At 52.0% G+C, this 17,929-nt stretch carries 17 protein-coding genes; 15 read left to right on the top strand and 2 right to left on the bottom strand.

Annotated features, from left to right (window positions below; all coding sequences use genetic code 11):
- The first annotated feature begins 126 nt into the window (after positions 1-126).
- The 6 genes from puuD to IV04_RS08235 all read left to right on the top strand — a co-directional run bounded on the left by puuD (position 127) and on the right by IV04_RS08235 (position 5,973).
- Positions 127-888: a gamma-glutamyl-gamma-aminobutyrate hydrolase gene (puuD, locus tag IV04_RS08255; RefSeq protein ID WP_037399922.1), complete on the top strand. Its 762-nt coding sequence runs from the start codon at positions 127-129 to the stop codon at positions 886-888.
- Positions 885-1,442, top strand: coding sequence for an HTH-type transcriptional regulator PuuR (gene puuR / locus IV04_RS08250; RefSeq protein ID WP_037399925.1), 558 nt, complete (start codon positions 885-887; stop codon positions 1,440-1,442). Before puuD ends, puuR begins: the two co-directional genes overlap by 4 nt.
- A 16-nt stretch (positions 1,443-1,458) precedes the next feature.
- Positions 1,459-2,955 (top strand): aldehyde dehydrogenase PuuC, encoded by a 1,497-nt coding sequence (gene puuC / locus IV04_RS08245; protein ID WP_037399927.1) that lies wholly within the window; start codon positions 1,459-1,461, stop codon positions 2,953-2,955.
- Positions 2,956-2,965: 10 nt separating this feature from the next.
- On the top strand, positions 2,966-4,246 hold the full coding sequence (locus IV04_RS08240; protein ID WP_037399930.1) for an FAD-binding oxidoreductase: 1,281 nt from the start codon (positions 2,966-2,968) through the stop codon (positions 4,244-4,246).
- Between the two features lie 248 nt (positions 4,247-4,494).
- Positions 4,495-4,788 (top strand): YnfU family zinc-binding protein, encoded by a 294-nt coding sequence (locus IV04_RS27090; protein ID WP_072010854.1) that lies wholly within the window; start codon positions 4,495-4,497, stop codon positions 4,786-4,788.
- 1,002 nt (positions 4,789-5,790) lie between these two features.
- Entirely contained in the window at positions 5,791-5,973 is a 183-nt protein-coding gene (locus IV04_RS08235; RefSeq protein ID WP_037399933.1) for a hypothetical protein, read from the top strand.
- A gap of 171 nt (positions 5,974-6,144) precedes the next feature.
- Here the strand turns inward: IV04_RS08235 and icd are convergent, their stop codons facing one another.
- The gene (gene icd, locus IV04_RS08230; protein ID WP_037399937.1) at positions 6,145-7,398 is read right to left on the bottom strand and encodes an NADP-dependent isocitrate dehydrogenase; all 1,254 of its coding nucleotides are present in this window, start codon (positions 7,396-7,398) and stop codon (positions 6,145-6,147) included.
- Between the two features lie 139 nt (positions 7,399-7,537).
- On the opposite strand from icd, the gene rluE reads away from it, so the two are divergent.
- The 5 genes from rluE (at position 7,538) to purB (ending at position 11,893) form a co-directional block, all read left to right on the top strand.
- Positions 7,538-8,164 (top strand): 23S rRNA pseudouridine(2457) synthase RluE, encoded by a 627-nt coding sequence (gene rluE / locus IV04_RS08225; protein ID WP_037399941.1) that lies wholly within the window; start codon positions 7,538-7,540, stop codon positions 8,162-8,164.
- 17 nt (positions 8,165-8,181) lie between these two features.
- A complete protein-coding gene (locus tag IV04_RS08220; RefSeq protein WP_037399943.1) occupies positions 8,182-8,628 on the top strand; it encodes an NUDIX hydrolase in 447 nt (148 codons plus the stop codon).
- Between the two features lie 139 nt (positions 8,629-8,767).
- Positions 8,768-9,871: a tRNA 2-thiouridine(34) synthase MnmA gene (gene mnmA / locus IV04_RS08215; protein ID WP_037400115.1), complete on the top strand. Its 1,104-nt coding sequence runs from the start codon at positions 8,768-8,770 to the stop codon at positions 9,869-9,871.
- A 2-nt stretch (positions 9,872-9,873) separates the two neighbouring features.
- Entirely contained in the window at positions 9,874-10,500 is a 627-nt protein-coding gene (gene hflD / locus IV04_RS08210) for a high frequency lysogenization protein HflD (protein WP_037399944.1), read from the top strand.
- A 22-nt stretch (positions 10,501-10,522) separates the two neighbouring features.
- On the top strand, positions 10,523-11,893 hold the full coding sequence (purB, locus tag IV04_RS08205; RefSeq protein ID WP_037399946.1) for an adenylosuccinate lyase: 1,371 nt from the start codon (positions 10,523-10,525) through the stop codon (positions 11,891-11,893).
- A 196-nt stretch (positions 11,894-12,089) separates the two neighbouring features.
- Here purB and IV04_RS08200 read toward each other — a convergent pair whose 3' ends face one another.
- Entirely contained in the window at positions 12,090-12,791 is a 702-nt protein-coding gene (locus tag IV04_RS08200; RefSeq protein ID WP_037403321.1) for a GNAT family N-acetyltransferase, read from the bottom strand.
- Positions 12,792-13,066: 275 nt separating this feature from the next.
- Here IV04_RS08200 and phoP point away from each other — a divergent pair, with 275 nt between their 5' ends.
- The 4 genes from phoP (at position 13,067) to IV04_RS08180 (ending at position 17,915) form a co-directional block, all read left to right on the top strand.
- Positions 13,067-13,738, top strand: coding sequence for a two-component system response regulator PhoP (gene phoP, locus IV04_RS08195; RefSeq protein ID WP_037403320.1), 672 nt, complete (start codon positions 13,067-13,069; stop codon positions 13,736-13,738).
- A gap of 2 nt (positions 13,739-13,740) precedes the next feature.
- Positions 13,741-15,201, top strand: a complete 1,461-nt coding sequence (gene phoQ / locus IV04_RS08190) for a two-component system sensor histidine kinase PhoQ (protein ID WP_304413319.1) — start codon at positions 13,741-13,743, stop codon at positions 15,199-15,201.
- A gap of 80 nt (positions 15,202-15,281) precedes the next feature.
- Positions 15,282-16,403 carry a cupin domain-containing protein gene (locus tag IV04_RS08185; protein ID WP_037403319.1) on the top strand — a complete coding sequence of 374 codons (1,122 nt, stop codon included), beginning with the start codon at positions 15,282-15,284 and terminating at the stop codon, positions 16,401-16,403.
- A gap of 528 nt (positions 16,404-16,931) precedes the next feature.
- The gene (locus tag IV04_RS08180) at positions 16,932-17,915 is read left to right on the top strand and encodes a type VI secretion system Vgr family protein (RefSeq protein ID WP_051916730.1); all 984 of its coding nucleotides are present in this window, start codon (positions 16,932-16,934) and stop codon (positions 17,913-17,915) included.
- Positions 17,916-17,929: the final 14 nt, after the last annotated feature.

Raw genomic sequence — 17,929 nt, 5'->3', positions numbered from 1 at the left:
TGTTTTGCAAGTGTTACTTTTGGTTTGAATATTGTCCACCCCACTGCTAGATTTAGACAATATTGAGCGAGAAAAGGCGATATATTGATATATCGGTCATAATTTCGAACAAACCTAGAGGCCATTATGGGCAATATATTTAACAGACCAATCATCGGTGTTGTGATGTGCAGGTATAGGTTAAACAAACACCTCACACAGACCTTGCAAGAAAAATACCTGAACGCGGTTTTATCCGCAGGCGGGTTACCCATCGCTTTACCCCATGCGCTGGCAGAGCCGGCAATGCTGGAACAACTGCTGCCCCACCTCGACGGTATCATGCTGCCAGGTAGCCCCAGCAATGTGCAGCCGCACCTTTATGGTGAAAACGGCGATGAGCCTGACGCCGATCCTGGGCGAGATGAATTGAGCCTGGCGCTGATCCGCCAAGCGCTCAACAGGCGCATTCCCCTTTTCGCCATTTGTCGCGGGATGCAGGAGATGGTCGTTGCCACTGACGGCACACTGTATCGCCGCCTGTATGAATTACCCGAATTGCTTGAACACCGTGAAGATCACGAGCTGCCGCTGGAACAGCAGTACGCTCCCGCCCATGAGGTGATTGTTCAGGATGGCGGGTTGCTGGCGCAACTGCTGCCGGATTGCAACAAATTCTGGGTGAACTCGCTGCACGGCCAAGGTGCCAGAACTCTTGGCCCAAGCGTGCGCGTCGAAGCACAGGCTGCCGATGGGCTAGTGGAAGCGATCAGCATCCGCGATCAGCCATTCGCCTTGGGGGTGCAGTGGCATCCTGAATGGAACAGCGATGAATACGCGTTGTCCCGCCTGCTATTTGATGGATTTATTACCGCTTGCCAGAATTATCAGAAGGAAAAACGCCTATGAGCGACGTCAGCTTGGCGCCGGGGAAACGCTTGTCGCAGATCCGTCAGCAATTAGGGTTGTCGCAACGCCGGGTCGCCGAACTGTCTGGATTAACACACAGTGCTATCAGCACCATTGAGCAGGACAAAGTCAGCCCCGCACTCAGCACGTTACAAAAGTTACTGACCGTGTATGGGCTGTCACTGTCGGCGTTTTTCACCGAACCGGAAACGCCGGAAGAACTACGGATCGTCATCAATCATGAAGACCTGATTGAAATTGGCAGCCAAGGGGTTTCAATGAAACTGATCCATAACGGTAACCCTGAACGCACGCTGGCCATGATGATCGAAACCTATGAGCCGGGGACCACCACCGGTGAGCGCCTCAAACATCAAGGGGAAGAGATCGGCACTTTACTGGAAGGTGAAGTCATGCTGCAGGTGAATGGACAGACCTATCACCTGCAGGCAGGCCAGAGCTACACCATCAATACCGGTATTCCCCATAGTTTCAGCAACACGTCGGCACGGGCGTGCCGCATTATCAGTGCCCACACGCCGACCACCTTCTGATTAAACGGAGCAAGGTATGGATTTCCACCACTTGCAGTATTGGCAACAACGGGCACAAGCCCTGAAGATTGAAAACCGACTGTTTATCAATGGCCGTTATCAAGCAGCGGTCGCAGGCGAAACCTTCGCAGTGGAAAATCCTGCCGCCCAACGCGAACTGGTACAGATGGCCCGTGGCGGCCAGGCTGATATCGATCTGGCAGTGAAAGCCGCACGCGAGGTTTTCGAACGCGGCGACTGGTCGCAGGCAACCCCTTCCCAACGCAAAACCACGTTGCTTAAACTGGCCGCACTGATGGAAGAACATCATGAACCATTGGCGCTGCTGGAAACACTGGACACTGGCAAGCCGATCCGCCACAGCCTGCGCGACGACGTCCCCGGCGCTATTCGCTGCCTGCGTTGGTATGCAGAAGCTATCGATAAAGTCTATGGCGAAATTGCCCCCACCGGCAACCATGCGCTGGCCCTGATCCAGCGCGAACCGATCGGCGTGGTGGGGGCGATTGTGCCATGGAACTTCCCACTGCTGCTGGCCTGCTGGAAGCTGGGCCCGGCATTGGCCGCTGGCAACAGTGTGGTGCTGAAGCCCTCAGAGAAATCACCGCTAACGGCAGTCTATCTGGCGGCGCTGGCGCAACAGGCCGGGTTACCGGATGGCGTGCTGAACATCATCCCAGGCTACGGGCATGATGCCGGTAAAGCGCTGGCATTACACCCTGATGTCGATGCCCTCACCTTCACCGGCTCCACCCAGGTCGCGAAACAGTTGATGACATATGCCGGTGAATCGAACATGAAACGCGTCTGGCTCGAAGCTGGCGGCAAGAGCGCCAATATCATTTTCGCCGATTGCCCAGACTTGGATAAAGCAGCACAAGGTGCCGCCGCCGGTATTTTCTACAACCAAGGCCAGGTGTGCATTGCCGGTACGCGTTTGCTGGTAGAAGAGAGCATCCAGCAGGAGTTCTTGCAGGCGTTGCGCAAGCATGCGGCGGCCTTCGAGCCCGGCAACCCGCTCGATCCGCAAACCATCATGGGCACGCTGATCGATCACGGGCATTGCGAAAAGGTGGTTGGATATATTGAACAAGGTTTAGAGCAAGGGGCTGCACTGTTCCTCGATGGACGCGATCACTCTCAGGGCAGCCAGCAAAGCTATCTCGGCCCAACCATTCTGACTCAGGTGGATAACGCCATGAGCGTAGCGCGCGAAGAAATTTTCGGCCCGGTGTTGGCTGTAACCCCCTTTAACGGTGAACAACAGGCGCTGGAGTTGGCCAATGACAGCGAATATGGCCTGGGTGCCGCCATCTGGACGCGCGATCTTTCCCGCGCCCACCGCATGGCGCGCCAGTTGAAAGCAGGCACTGTCTTCGTCAACAACTATAACGACGGCGATATGACCGTGCCTTTCGGCGGCTACAAGCAAAGCGGCAACGGACGCGACAAATCGCTGCATGCGCTGGATAAATTTACCGAATTGAAAACCACCTGGATTTCACTGGAATAAGGACTGAATCATGACTGAACACGTAAAAAGCTATTATGCGGCGACGGCCAATGACCATCAGCCCTATCCGCAGTTGAATGAATCGATCGAGTGTGACGTTTGTGTCGTCGGTGGCGGCTATACCGGCCTCTCTTCCGCTCTGTTTCTGGTTGAAGCCGGTTATAACGTAGTGGTTCTGGAGTCTGCCCGCATTGGCTTCGGTGCCAGTGGGCGTAACGGTGGGCAATTGGTCAACTCCTACAGCCGCGACATTGATGTGATTGAAGCCCGCTATGGGGCAGAAAGCGCTCGCCTGTTGGGCAGCATGATGTTTGAAGGAGCCGACATTATCCGCAGCCGCATCAAGCGTTATGCCATTGAATGTGACTATCGCCCCGGCGGTATTTTTGCCGCACTCAATAACAAGCAATACCACGCGCTCATCGAGCAGAAGCAGAACTGGGAACGTTACGGCAATACGCAACTTGAGCTGCTGGACAGCGAACGCATCCGTCAGGAAGTCGCCAGCGAACGCTACGTTGGCGCATTGCTCGATCACAGCGGTGGCCATATTCATCCGCTCAATCTGGCATTGGGTGAGGCAGAAGCCATTCGATTACAGGGTGGCCGGATTTACGAACAATCGGCGGTGACTAACATCCGCCACGGTGAACCCGCGCTGGTGAGCACCGCTAATGGGCAAGTCACTGCGCGCTATGTCATCGTCGCCGGTAATGCCTATCTGGGTGACAAACTGGAACCACGGTTGGCTAAGCGCAGTATGCCTTGCGGCACCCAGGTAGTGACCACTGAACCGCTGGCACCGGAAGTCGCGGCAGCGCTGATCCCAAAAAACTATTGCGTAGAAGATTGTAACTATCTGCTGGATTATTACCGCATCACGGGCGATAACCGCCTGCTGTATGGTGGTGGCGTGGTTTACGGTGCGCGCGATCCCGACGATATCGATAACCTGATTCGCCCTAAACTGCTGAAAACCTTCCCGCAGCTAAAAGGGGTGCGGATTGATTATCGCTGGACGGGTAACTTCCTGCTGACGCTCTCGCGCATGCCGCAGTTCGGTCGGCTGGAAAACAACGTCTACTATATGCAGGGTTATAGCGGCCACGGCGTAACCTGTACCCATTTGGCAGGCAAACTGATTGCAGAATTAATGCGTGGCGATGCCGAACGCTTCGATGCCTTTGCCAAACTGCCACACTTGCCGTTCTTTGGTGGGCGTAATCTGCAAATTCCGTTCACCGCGATTGGGGCTGCCTACTACACACTGCGTGATCGGATTGGGGTTTAAACTCAGTCAGCCTTACATTAGCTTGATTAAACAATCAGCAAGATGATCAATAATCGATCAAAAACATAGTTACAAGAGATTACATATGAAAATATTTAGCATAATCAGCGATATTGCATCGAAATTCTGATGAACTATCGTCTCAAAAATCATATAGTAATCATAGTTTAAGAATCACCGATTTCCCTGGTGTTGTTACACTTGCCCCTCACTGTTGCAGGGGCTTTTTTCCTTATGCTTTTTGCCAGATGCCTTGCCTTTGGTTGCAGCAAAATCCACCAAAGCTCACGGTTCCAACACCTGCATTGAACAATGCTGAGCTATCAGCCGCCGAACGGAGTACACTGCCAGCACCCCACCTCTACTTGGTGAAAGCTATGTCTATCCTGGATGCCCTTAAGATATTTAGCGATACATCATCAGCCAATGTGACTTGTCCAAAGTGTTTTAAAGTTTCGCCCCAGAGCCGCCAGAAGCTCAACAAGAACATCACGATGATCTGCCCCCACTGCGGGCATTACTTCCGTAAGAACGAAGATTAAGGCGCTCTGTCATTAGCCCATGCCCGTATTGTGGCTAATTAACCAGCCTTTTTGTGCTAACATCAGCCCGATTCATCGGTGCACGACTCCCCTTGCCCCATTTTAAATCCTTAGTTAACCTCTTGCCGCATAGGCAACATCACGCCAAAAGCTAACTCAGGACGGTGACATGAAGCATTATTTAATCCCCATTATCCTCGTTATTGCGACGATCCTGAGTGTTTTATACATCGCCAATCTGGCTGAATGGTTCATTCAGTGGTGGTATAAACCAGAAATTTTCTGATACTCAAAACGCGCCCAAAGGCACTGCACAACCCTCCCTCCCCCTGATAACGGCGATGCTCTCAGTCATCACATATCCTTTGCATATTATTCGCACAAATACTATCAGCCACCTTTACTGATAGTGTGCTAACTAAAATTTTAGGTGTTTCTGTGAAAATGATCATTTGTACTGTTTTAGTCATTTTGCTAGCAGGATGTTCCAACAACAGATATGCCATCAAAGTTCTGAGCATTTTTTGAACTATATCAAAGAATGATGCAATGAAGATTGTTTTATTAAAAAAACATTAGCTATTCTTCATATTAATGTGATTAAATATTCCAATCCTGAGTTAAGGTAACGAATATTTATTCCCTGGTGTTGGTCAAATTGACTCCCACCACTCAACGGAGAGTGGTGGTTTTTTTTACCTTCCGTTCACAAACGCGTTGCTCAAACTGCACATTTCCAAGACTCCAAGACCAGATTTTAGGTAAAAATGGGGGTTGGAGAACATTATCCCCACTGAATTCCTAATAATATTAAAATCCTATTTTTAACTGCTTCGATGACTTTTTCTGTCATATAACATGCATTATTAATACAATTAGAATCTGATAATAAATTTTACAAGATGCATCTGTAAGCAAGTTGGCCGTTGAGGCTATTGGCTATTACTGGTTTGTTGGCCAAAATGGTTAAATATTGGACTTTAAATGAAAAAGGATATTTTCATGACTAAAGCATCGTTCATCAGAGGTTGGTTTTTATTCGCAACCATGTACACCTGTATCACCCTAGGCAACCAAATAGGCGATCATTACTTAGATGGTGCCAAATGGCCCTGGTTCATCGCCGTTACGCTCATGTGCAGTATCGTTTGGACTGCCACCCCAAAATTAAAAGAACTAAAGTAATGCCACACCGGCTCATACAGGAAAAATGGCAGCAATGGGTCAATGGGGGTGAACAAAGAAAGGGTCAGATAGCTATCGCGGTTTGATTAGAGGTTTAATATAGAATTAATAACTGGATAGTAAAAAACGGGAACGATTAAGTTCCCGTTATCATTTTACGCTAAAACACCCTTACATGTGTTTAACGATCGCGTCGCCAAACTCTGAACATTTCAGCAGCTTAGCGCCTTCCATCAGGCGTTCGAAGTCATAGGTCACGGTCTTGGCAGCGATTGCACCTTCCATACCCTTAACAATCAGATCAGCCGCTTCGAACCAGCCCATATGACGCAGCATCATTTCAGCAGACAGGATCACAGAACCTGGGTTCACTTTATCCTGACCCGCGTATTTAGGTGCGGTGCCATGGGTTGCTTCAAACAGGGCACAATCGTCACCAATGTTGGCACCTGGGGCGATACCGATACCGCCAACCTGTGCCGCCAGAGCGTCAGAAATGTAGTCACCGTTCAGGTTCATACAGGCGATAACGTCGTATTCTGCCGGACGCAGCAGGATTTGCTGCAGGAACGCATCGGCGATCACGTCTTTAACCACGATCTCTTTGCCGGTGTTCGGGTTCTTGATCTTCAACCATGGGCCGCCATCGATCAGTTCACCGCCGAACTCTTCGCGCGCCAGTTCGTAGCCCCAATCTTTGAAGGCACCTTCGGTGAACTTCATGATGTTGCCTTTGTGAACCAGGGTCACTGAATCACGGTCATTGGTGATCGCATATTCGATCGCCGCACGCACCAAACGCTTGGTGCCTTCTTCAGAACATGGCTTCACACCGATGCCGCACTGCTCTGGGAAACGGATTTTCTTCACACCCATTTCTTCGCGCAGGAACTTAATCACTTTGTCAGCTTCTGCTGAACCGGCTTTCCATTCGATACCGGCGTAGATGTCTTCGGCGTTTTCACGGAAGATCACCATATCGGTCAGTTCAGGCTGTTTTACTGGGCTTGGGGTGCCTTGGTAGTAACGCACTGGGCGCAAGCACACATACAGATCGAGTTGTTGGCGCAAAGCAACGTTCAGCGAACGAATACCGCCACCGACCGGAGTGGTCAACGGGCCTTTGATCGCCACGCGGTAGTCACGAATAAGATCCAGTGTTTCGTCCGGCAGCCACACATCTTTCCCATAAACGTGGGTGGATTTTTCACCGGTATAAATTTCCATCCAGGAGATTTTACGTTCGCCGTGGTAGGCTTTTTTTACTGCTGCATCAACCACGTGAATCATCGCAGGGGTAACATCGACGCCAATACCATCACCTTCGATGAATGGGATGATCGGGTTATGCGGAACAACCAGTTTACCCTGGGCGTCAACCGTAATCTTTTTACCTTCTGCCGGAACAACTACTTTGCTTTCCATCAACCTCTCCTTCATTCTTCAAGCGCAATTTTTGTTAATGCTTTGTAAGATGCGTGTCAATACTACTTGAATATTCAGTCCGCGCCAATCCGAAACGGATTCGGTTATAATGCGCCTATCATCCGCAATATCAACGACTATGAATAAATTCCCTGTTAAAAATCACAAAGTTAAACGATTCAGCTCAACCAGGCCTGCGGCTCGTACCGTGCCGCAGGGGCCACGCCGAGTCGTGTTATTCAACAAACCCTTTGATGTCCTGCCGCAGTTTACCGACGAAGCCGGGCGTACCACGCTGAAAGCATTTATTCCCTTTACCGACGTTTACGCCGCAGGCCGCCTCGATCGCGACAGCGAGGGGTTATTGGTCTTAACCAACGATGGCAAGTTACAGGCACAACTGACACAACCCGGTAAGCGCACAGGCAAAGTTTACTTTGTGCAGGTCGAAGGCGAACCGCAGGAAAGCGATCTGGTTCAATTGCGCAGCGGCGTGGCGCTAAAGGATGGCCCAACGTTACCCGCGGGTGTGGAACGGGTGGAGGAACCGCAATGGTTATGGCCACGCACCCCACCGATCCGCGAACGTAAATCCATACCGACCAGTTGGTTGAAAATCACGCTGTATGAAGGCCGCAACCGCCAAGTTCGGCGCATGACAGCGCATATCGGCTTCCCTACCCTGCGCCTGATTCGTTACAGTATGGGGAACCTTTCCTTAGGCAACCTGCAGCCCGGCGAATGGCAAACTCTTGATTCGCTGTAACCACAAAAGGAATCACCATGTTCAAACCACACGTCACCGTTGCCTGCGTGGTTCATGCCGCGGGTAAATTTTTGATCGTTGAAGAAACCATCAATCACAAAACCCTGTGGAATCAACCTGCTGGCCATCTGGAAGCGGATGAAACGCTGGCCCAGGCCGCCGAACGCGAACTGTGGGAAGAAACCGGCATTCGCGCTACGCCGCAGGCGTTCCTGCGCATGCATCAGTGGATCGCGCCAGACAACACTGCGTTTCTGCGCTTCAGTTTTGTGATTGAGCTGGAAAGCCCGTTGCCCACCGAGCCGCACGACAGCGATATCGACCGTTGCCTGTGGCTGAGCGCCGAACAAATTCTGGCGGCCAATAACCTGCGCTCCCCGTTGGTGGCCGAGACTATTCGCTGCTACCAGCAGCCGGAACGTTATCCTTTGTCGCTGGTCGCCAGCTTTAACTGGCCATTTTGACAACATCGATACCCACGTACTCGGCGTTAAGGCTTCGAGTAATAGGGGTATAAGTGCCGTGCGCCTGGGCGGCCAACGTGGTAAAGTACTGCGCTTGTTTTTTATCGCACAGTCATGTGTTCAAGTTCGCGAGATCCCCATGTCAGACAACAGCCAGAAAAAAGTAATCGTCGGGATGTCCGGCGGTGTCGACTCTTCCGTTACTGCCTATCTGTTACAGCAACAGGGCTATCAGGTCGCTGGGCTGTTTATGAAAAACTGGGAAGAGGACGATGACGAGGAATACTGTTCAGCCGCCACCGACTTAGCCGATGCGCAAGCGGTTTGCGACAAACTCGGCATTGAGCTGCACACGGTGAACTTCGCCGCCGAATACTGGGATAACGTGTTCGAGTTGTTCCTTGAAGAATACAAAGCAGGCCGCACGCCAAACCCGGATATTCTGTGTAATAAAGAAATCAAATTCAAAGCGTTCCTGGAATTTGCCGCCGAAGATCTGGGGGCTGATTTTATCGCTACCGGCCACTATGTGCGCCGCCAGGACGTTGACGGCAAAAGCCGCCTGCTGCGCGGTATCGATGGCAACAAAGATCAGAGCTATTTCCTCTACACCCTCAGCCACGAGCAGGTTGCACAAAGCCTGTTCCCGGTGGGGGAACTGGAAAAACCCGAGGTGCGCCGCATTGCGGAGCAACTGGATCTGGTCACGGCCAAGAAAAAAGACTCCACCGGCATCTGCTTTATCGGCGAACGCAAGTTCCGCGACTTCCTTGGCCGTTATCTGCCTGCACAGCCTGGCCCCATCGTCAGCGTTGATGGGCAAACCATCGGTGAACACCAGGGGTTGATGTATCACACCCTTGGCCAACGCAAAGGGTTGGGCATTGGCGGGATGAAAGACAGCAGCGAAGACCCGTGGTATGTGGTGGATAAAGACGTTGCCAACAATATTCTGATCGTCGCCCAAGGCCATGAGCACCCGCGCCTGATGTCCACTGGCTTAATCGCCCAACAGTTGCACTGGGTCGATCGCCAGCCGTTGACGCAGCCCTTGCGTTGCACGGTGAAAACCCGCTATCGCCAGCAAGACATTCCCTGCAGCGTAACGCCGATCGACGCAGAGCGCATTGAGGTGCGCTTCGACGAGCCGGTTGCTGCCGTGACCCCAGGCCAGTCTGCCGTATTCTATCTGGGTGATATCTGCCTGGGCGGCGGCATTATCGAACAACGCTTACAGGAGTAATCGTGGCGAAGAATTATTACGACATCACGTTGGCGATGGCTGGCATCAGCCAGTCAGCGCGTTTGGTACAGCAATTGGCGCACGAGGGGCAAGCCGACCCTGAGGCTTTCCGTACCTTGCTGAACAGCCTGTTGCAAATGGATCCCCCTTCTACGCTGGCGGTATTCGGCGGCGAAGAACGTAACCTGAAAATGGGCCTTGAAACGCTGATGGGCGTGCTCAATGCCAACAATAAAGGCCTGTCCGCAGAGTTGACCCGTTACACCATCAGCCTGATGGTGCTGGAACGCAAACTGCACGCCAACAAAGCGGCGATGAATACCCTCGGTGAACGTCTGAGCCAGTTAGAGCGCCAGTTGGCACATTTCGAGCTGGAGTCAGACACCATCATCAGCGCGCTGGCCGGTATTTATGTCGATGTGGTTGCTCCGCTGGGGCCACGTATTCAGGTGACAGGTTCACCGGCTATCCTGCAAAATTCGCAGGTGCAGGCTAAGGTGCGCGCCACGCTGCTCGCAGGTATCCGTGCTGCAGTGTTGTGGCAGCAGGTTGGCGGCAGCCGCCTGCAATTAATGTTTTCCCGTAATCGTCTGTTCAAACAGGCGCAAAATATCGTTGCTCATTGTTAACCGATCCCAGGAGTTGCTACCGATGGAATTATCCTCACTGACCGCCGTCTCACCCATTGATGGACGCTACGGTGATAAAGTCAGCGCACTGCGCACCATTTTCAGCGAATACGGTTTGCTGAAATTCCGCGTGCAGGTTGAAGTACGTTGGCTGCAAAAACTGGCTGCCTGCACACAGATTAAGGAAGTACCGGCTTTTAGCGCCGACGCAAACGCTTACCTCGATAAGATCGTCGCAGAGTTCAGCGAACAAGACGCACAGCGTATCAAAACCATTGAACGTACCACGAATCACGACGTGAAAGCGGTTGAATACTTTCTGAAAGAAAAGGTCGCAGCCGTCCCTGCCCTGCATGCGGTATCGGAGTTCATCCACTTCGCCTGCACCTCGGAAGATATCAACAACCTGTCACACGCGCTGATGCTGCAAACGGCACGTCAGGACGTGGTGCTGCCGTTCTGGCGCACAATCATTGACGCGATCAAAGCTCTGGCGTTGGAATACCGCGACATTCCGTTGCTGTCTCGTACCCATGGCCAGCCCGCAACCCCATCCACCGTCGGTAAAGAATTCGCTAACGTCGCCTACCGCATGGAGCGGCAGTTCCGCCAGTTGTCGGGTATTGAAATCCTGGGGAAAATCAACGGTGCAGTAGGTAACTACAACGCGCACATCGTGGCTTACCCGGAAGTGGACTGGCACCGTTTCAGCGAGGAGTTTGTCACTTCGCTGGGCATTACCTGGAACCCGTACACCACCCAGATCGAACCACACGATTACATCGCCGAGCTGTTTGACTGCGTAGCGCGTTTCAACACCATTCTGATCGACTTTGATCGTGATATCTGGGGTTATATCGCCCTTAATCACTTCAAGCAGAAAACCATCGCTGGCGAAATCGGTTCTTCCACCATGCCGCACAAAGTCAACCCAATCGACTTCGAAAACTCTGAAGGTAACCTGGGCCTGGCCAATGCCGTGCTGGGCCACCTGGCGAGCAAATTGCCGGTTTCCCGCTGGCAGCGTGACCTGACCGACTCCACCGTGCTGCGCAATCTGGGGGTTGGCCTGGGCTACGCACTGATTGCCTATCAGGCCACCTTGAAAGGCATCAGCAAACTGGAAGTGAATCAGGCACATCTGCTGGATGAACTGGATCACAACTGGGAAGTGCTGGCTGAACCGATCCAAACGGTCATGCGCCGTTATGGCATCGAGAAACCTTACGAGAAGCTGAAAGAACTGACCCGAGGCAAGCGTGTGGATGCCGCCGGGATGCAGGCATTTATCGACGGCCTGGAACTGCCGGAAGCAGAAAAAATCCGCCTGAAAGCCATGACTCCGGCCAACTACATTGGCCGTGCGACCAGCATGGTTGATGAGCTGAAATAAGTTCGCGACAACACTATTAAGGCGGCCTTCCAGCCGCCTTAGACAACTGACAAAGCCCGTTATTAGGGAGAGCGTACCGAAGGGGTCGTAGCGGCGTAAGCCGCCGGAGCGCCCCTCGGTGCGCTAGGCCCGGGTATCTCGGGTTAAAAGACCACGTTGTCATCACGCTAAGGCGGCTTTTCAACCGCCTTAATTTTTACAACATAAACGCCTGCAATCGCTGCTTCTGCTGCCCATCGGCAGTAAAGTTACCCTCATCCAACCACCGTTCGAACGCGGTACGCACGGTAGGCCAGCGATCTTCAGTCATGGCAAACCAGTCGGTATCCCGGTTACGCCCCTTGGTCACCAAAGCTTTCATAAACCGCCCTTCATAGCTGAAACCAAAACGCAGCGCAGCCTGCCGGGATGGCTCATTCAGGCTGTCACACTTCCATTCACAACGGCGATAACCCAATTCGTCGAAGGCAGCACGTAGCATCAGATAAATGGCTTCTGTGGCACATGAGCGCCGCTTCATTAACGGAGACCAATTGATATGGCCAATCTCCAGCACACCAATCGCCTCTTCAATACGCATAAAAGCTAACGTGCCCACGGGTATTGAGTTATGCGAGTCGAACACCACAAAATTTACCAGCGCCGTATTGCCCTGAAGCATTTCCAGATGCCCCCGCATCGCCGTTGGGGTTTCTGGCCGCTCGCCCATTAAATAGGTCCAATCACGGCCATCAGCCGCTTGCTGATAGGCATTAAACAACGCAGTAAAATCCCGCTCAGCGTCCAAAGGCGCAAGATAACAAAACTTACCGTTGAGGGTCGCGCGGCTTGGGCGTAACCTTGATTGCCATTGCGGTAGTGGGTCGCCCACCGGTTGACCATATTGGTTTGTCACCATAAACGTATTCCATCTGATTGTTGCAAAGGTTGAAGTATAAAAGTATCCCTATTCGTTTAAGTTTGGTTTACCTTTGTCTTGATGCTGTTTATCCTGCGTTTATTACTCACTGCGATAATTGCCGCACCCGTTTGCGGTATCAGCAGCTATACCTACAATAACTTAATATGCAATCAGGGTAGCTGCGCGTTAATCGCAAAATGTGCTGAAAAACGTGTTCCTTTTCAAGCGTGGGTGGGCGTAACTTCACCCACCTATTAACAGGAGTTCAGACCATGCGAATACTGGTTGTTGAAGATAATGGTCTATTACGTCACCACCTTTCCGTGCAAATGCGTGAAATGGGGCATCAGGTGGATGCAGCCGAAGATGCCAAAGAGGCGGATTATTTCTTGCAGGAGCATGCGCCAGATATTGCCATTGTCGATCTCGGCCTGCCAGGGGAAGATGGCCTCAGCCTGATCCGCCGCTGGCGCGCCCATCAGATGAAATTGCCCATTTTAGTGCTGACCGCTCGTGAAAGCTGGCAGGATAAAGTCGCGGTGCTGGAAGCCGGTGCCGATGATTACGTTACCAAACCGTTCCACCTGGAAGAGGTGATCGCCCGTATGCAAGCGCTGATGCGCCGCAACAGTGGCCTGGCCTCGCAGGTGATTGTTCTGCCACCGTTTCAGATCGATCTTTCACGCCGCGAGTTGAGCGTGAACGAACAGCAAATCAAACTGACAGCGTTTGAGTACACCATTATCGAAACGCTGATCCGTAACACGGGCAAAGTAGTGAGCAAGGATTCGCTGATGCTACAGCTTTATCCGGATGCTGAACTCCGCGAAAGCCACACCATTGACGTGCTTATGGGCCGCCTGCGTAAAAAGTTACAGGCTGAATATCCGCAGGAAGTGATCACTACAGTACGTGGCCAAGGCTATCGTTTTGATGCTAAGTGAACATGATATTCAAAAAAAATAAAAAACCCTTCTCGCTACGCGCGCGCTTCCTGATGGCAACCGCCGGGGTGATCCTGGCGCTGTCGCTCTCCTATGGGCTGGTAGCGGTAGTGGGTTATATCGTCAGCTTCGACAAAACCTCTTTCCGCCTGCTGCGCGGTGAGAGCAACCTGTTTTTCAGCCTGGCGCAATGGAAAGACGAGCAGTTGACTATCGCCATTCCGCCCGACATTGATATCAACGCCCCGACGTTGGTGTTTATCTATGACGAGAAAGGCAACCTGCTGTGGAGCCAGCGCAAAACCCCGCAGTTAGAGAAGCTGATCCAGAAAGAGTGGCTGAAAGAGCCGGGCTTTTATGAAATCGATACCGATACGCGTATCAGTAGCGAAGCATTGGGTAATAATCCGACCGCCCAGGATAAGCTCAAAAACTATGACGACACCGATCGGAATGCCTTGACCCACTCGGTGGCGATTAACACCTACGCCCCCACCGCGCGGCTACCCGCGTTGACGATTGCCGTGGTGGACAGCATCCCACAGGAGCTTCAGCGCTCGGATGTGGTCTGGGAATGGTTCAGCTACGTTTTGCTGGCGAACCTGTTGCTGGTGGTGCCATTGCTGTGGCTGGCGGCTTATTGGAGCCTGCGCCCGATCAAAGAACTCGTTAACCAGGTCAGTGAACTGGAAAATGGCGAACGTGAACAGTTGGATGAAAATCCCCCCAGTGAGCTGCGTGGGCTGGTGCGAAACCTAAATATTCTGCTGCGTAATGAGCGACAGCGTTACACCAAATATCACACCACCTTATCAGACCTGACTCATAGCCTGAAAACCCCGCTGGCGGTGCTGCAAAGTACGCTCAGATCGCTGCGCTCCGGTAAACAGACCACTATTGAAGAAGCAGAGCCGATCATGCTTGAGCAGATAGGCCGTATTTCGCAGCAGATTGGTTATTATCTCCACCGCGCCAGTATTAACTCAGGCCATACCGTGCTGACGCGCGAGATTCATTCGGTATCCGCGCTACTCGACAGTTTGGTGTTGGCACTAAACAAGGTTTACCAGCGCAAAGGGGTGGTGATCACTCTGGATATCTCGCCTGAAGTGACTTTCATGGGCGAAAAAAACGACTTTATGGAAGTGATGGGCAATGTGCTGGAAAACGCCTGCAAATATTGTCTGGAATTTGTCGAAGTATCCATGCTGCATTCAGACAAATACCTGACCATTGTGATTGATGACGATGGCCCCGGCATCCCCGAAAGCAAACGTGAACTGATCTTCCAACGTGGTCAGCGCGTCGATACTCTGCGCCCTGGTCAAGGCATCGGTTTGTCAGTCGCCGCCGAAATTATTGAGCAATACGATGGGCAGATTACCATTAGCGACAGCCCGCTGGGCGGCGCTCGCATGGAAGTGACCTTCGCTCGCCAGCATGACTCCCACCAGCATGAATAAATTCTGTCGTCCAGACCGCGTCTACTGGAGTGAACTTCCGTTATAATCCCCCCAATGCTCACTCAATCCTGGAATAGAACATGGATTATCAATTAGATCTGGACTGGAACGACTTTCTGCAGCATTACTGGCAAAAACGCCCGGTGATCCTGAAGCGCGGTTTCAAAAATTTTATCGACCCGATCTCCCCAGATGAGTTGGCCGGATTGGCGATGGAAAATGAAGTGGACAGCCGCTTGGTCAGCCATCAGGATGGCCGCTGGCAGGTTGCACATGGCCCATTTGAAAGCTACGACCACCTGGGGGAAACCAACTGGTCGCTGCTGGTACAAGCGGTCGATCACTGGCACGAGCCTTCCAGCGCCCTGATGCGCCCGTTCCGCAAACTGCCGGATTGGCGCATGGACGATCTGATGATTTCGTTCTCCGTGCCGGGCGGCGGTGTCGGCCCACATCTCGATCAATACGACGTCTTTATTACGCAAGGTACTGGCCGTCGCCGCTGGCGTGTGGGTGAGAAGGTGCCAATGAAGCAGCACTGCCCTCACCCAGACCTGCTGCAGGTCGAACCCTTTGAAGCGATTATTGATGAAGAAATGGAACCGGGCGATATTCTGTATATCCCACCGGGATTCCCGCACGAAGGCTATTCACTGGAAAACTCTCTCAATTATTCCGTAGGGTTCCGTGCCCCAAATGGCCGTGAGTTAATCAGCGGCTTTGCCGACTACGTGCTAGCCCGCGATCTGGGTAGCCAACGTTATAGCGACCCGGACATTGCCCTGCGCGATCGCCCCGCTAACGTCTTGCCGCAAGAGGTGGATGCGTTACGCCAGATGATCCTGGATTTAGTGCAACAACCGGAACATTTCCAGCACTGGTTCGGTGAATTCGTCTCGCAATCGCGCCACGAGTTGGATATCGCACCGCCAGAACCGCCCTATCAATCTGGAGAGATCTACGAACTGCTGCAACAAGGCGAATCGTTACAGCGCTTGGGTGGCCTGCGTGTGTTGCGTATTGGCGAGCAGTGTTTTGTCAACGGTGAACTGATTGATACCCAGCACTCACAGGCCGCTGATGCACTGTGCCAGCATTTCAGCGTTGATGCAGCGATGCTGGGCGAAGCGATGAACGATCCTTCCTTCCTGGCGTTGCTAACCACGCTGGTCAACAGCGGTTACTGGTATTTTAACGACTGATTCGTGTTGCAAGCGCATCCCTCTTCCTGCGGAAGAGGGACTATAAATTCATATCCATTTGATATTAAAAAATATTTAAGTGAGCCAACCCCAATGTATCGGGGACACGAGTGCCAAACCGTGTTCTTTCTGCCACAGCGTCCTGTTCAATGTACCGGTTAGCTCCCAGGGTAAACTCGATACGCAGTAGCAACGTGACTTAAACGTTACTGTACAGCCAACCCGTCACTGACGTGACCGACTTAGCTTATCACTGTGATAGTTAACCATTTCTTTTGCAATAATCATTCATAAGTGATAAAGGATCCTGTATGGTCATGTAAACCCGAATTGATGATACATCTATTGGCCAAAGGGAATTCTTCGTCCTACGACGTCTGGCGAAGTGTGGGGGTTGTAGAAGGAAATACAGCCCCTCTCGATTTCTCTGGCTGGCTTTATCGGTATTTCCTGTTCGTGGTGGCGTGATTGAATGGTGTAGTCAGGGCCCCCCACGGTATTTTATGAGTACAAAAAACCGAGGATTTCATGGACGATTTTTCTCAGCACAGGGTTATTGCTCATCTTCCTGAAGAGGGGCAGTCTTTACTGTTTTATGCCGTCGAAGGCACCGAATCTCTTTCCTCATCATTCGTCTATACCCTCACATTACTGAGTCAAATACCACTAACGACCCCGAAAATACTGCTCGGCAAAACCATCACCCTGGAAATCCCGCTTCAACACAGCAAGGCGTTGAGGTATATCAACGGGTTTATCACCCATATCAGCCAGACCACCCTGGAGCTGAAAGGTGCCCAGTATCAGCAATACACCTTCACCGTTGAATCCGTTTTGTGGTCAATGAAATTGGACCGGGAATTTCGTATCTATCAGGAAAAAACCGTGCCGGAAATTGTCGGCGATGTGTGTAAACGTTTCGGTATTATTCCAGATATCCGTTTGTCGGGCAGTTACCGCTCATGGGGTTACTGTGTGCAGTATGGTGAGTCTTCTTTTAACTTTATTTGCCGCATGCTGGAGCATGAAGGAATATTCTGGTGGTTTCGCCATGAGAAGAACAGCCATACGCTAGTCTTGTCGGACAGCCCCTATTCACAGCCGGTTTCGGGTTATGAAACCCTTTCGTGGATCCCGACCTCTTCAGGCAGCACCACAAAACAGGAAGGGATCCGTGACTGGATCGTCAATTGCCAGGCCACGCCCGGTATCAGCATTATTGATGACTACGATTTCCGCAAACCTTATGCACAACTGCTTCAGGCTGTCCAGAACCCGGTTGCACATCAACCGGGCAGCATCCCTGTTTATGAGTGGCCAGGGCGTCTGGTGGAGAAAAATGATGCCGAACATTATGCCCATCTGCGCCAGGAACGCTGGCAGATTGAGCATGAGATGATAACAGGCACGGGCAGCGCGGGCGGGATCACCACGGGCTACACCTTTACCTTGGCAGCCCATCCCGCCCCCGAGCAAAATAAAGCGTATTTGGTCATTTCGTCCACCCTGTAGTGGATCAGTAATAC

Source organism: Serratia sp. Ag1 (genome assembly GCF_000743355.1).
GTDB lineage: Bacteria > Pseudomonadota > Gammaproteobacteria > Enterobacterales > Enterobacteriaceae > Chania.
This window is presented reverse-complemented; position numbering and strand designations above follow the sequence as displayed.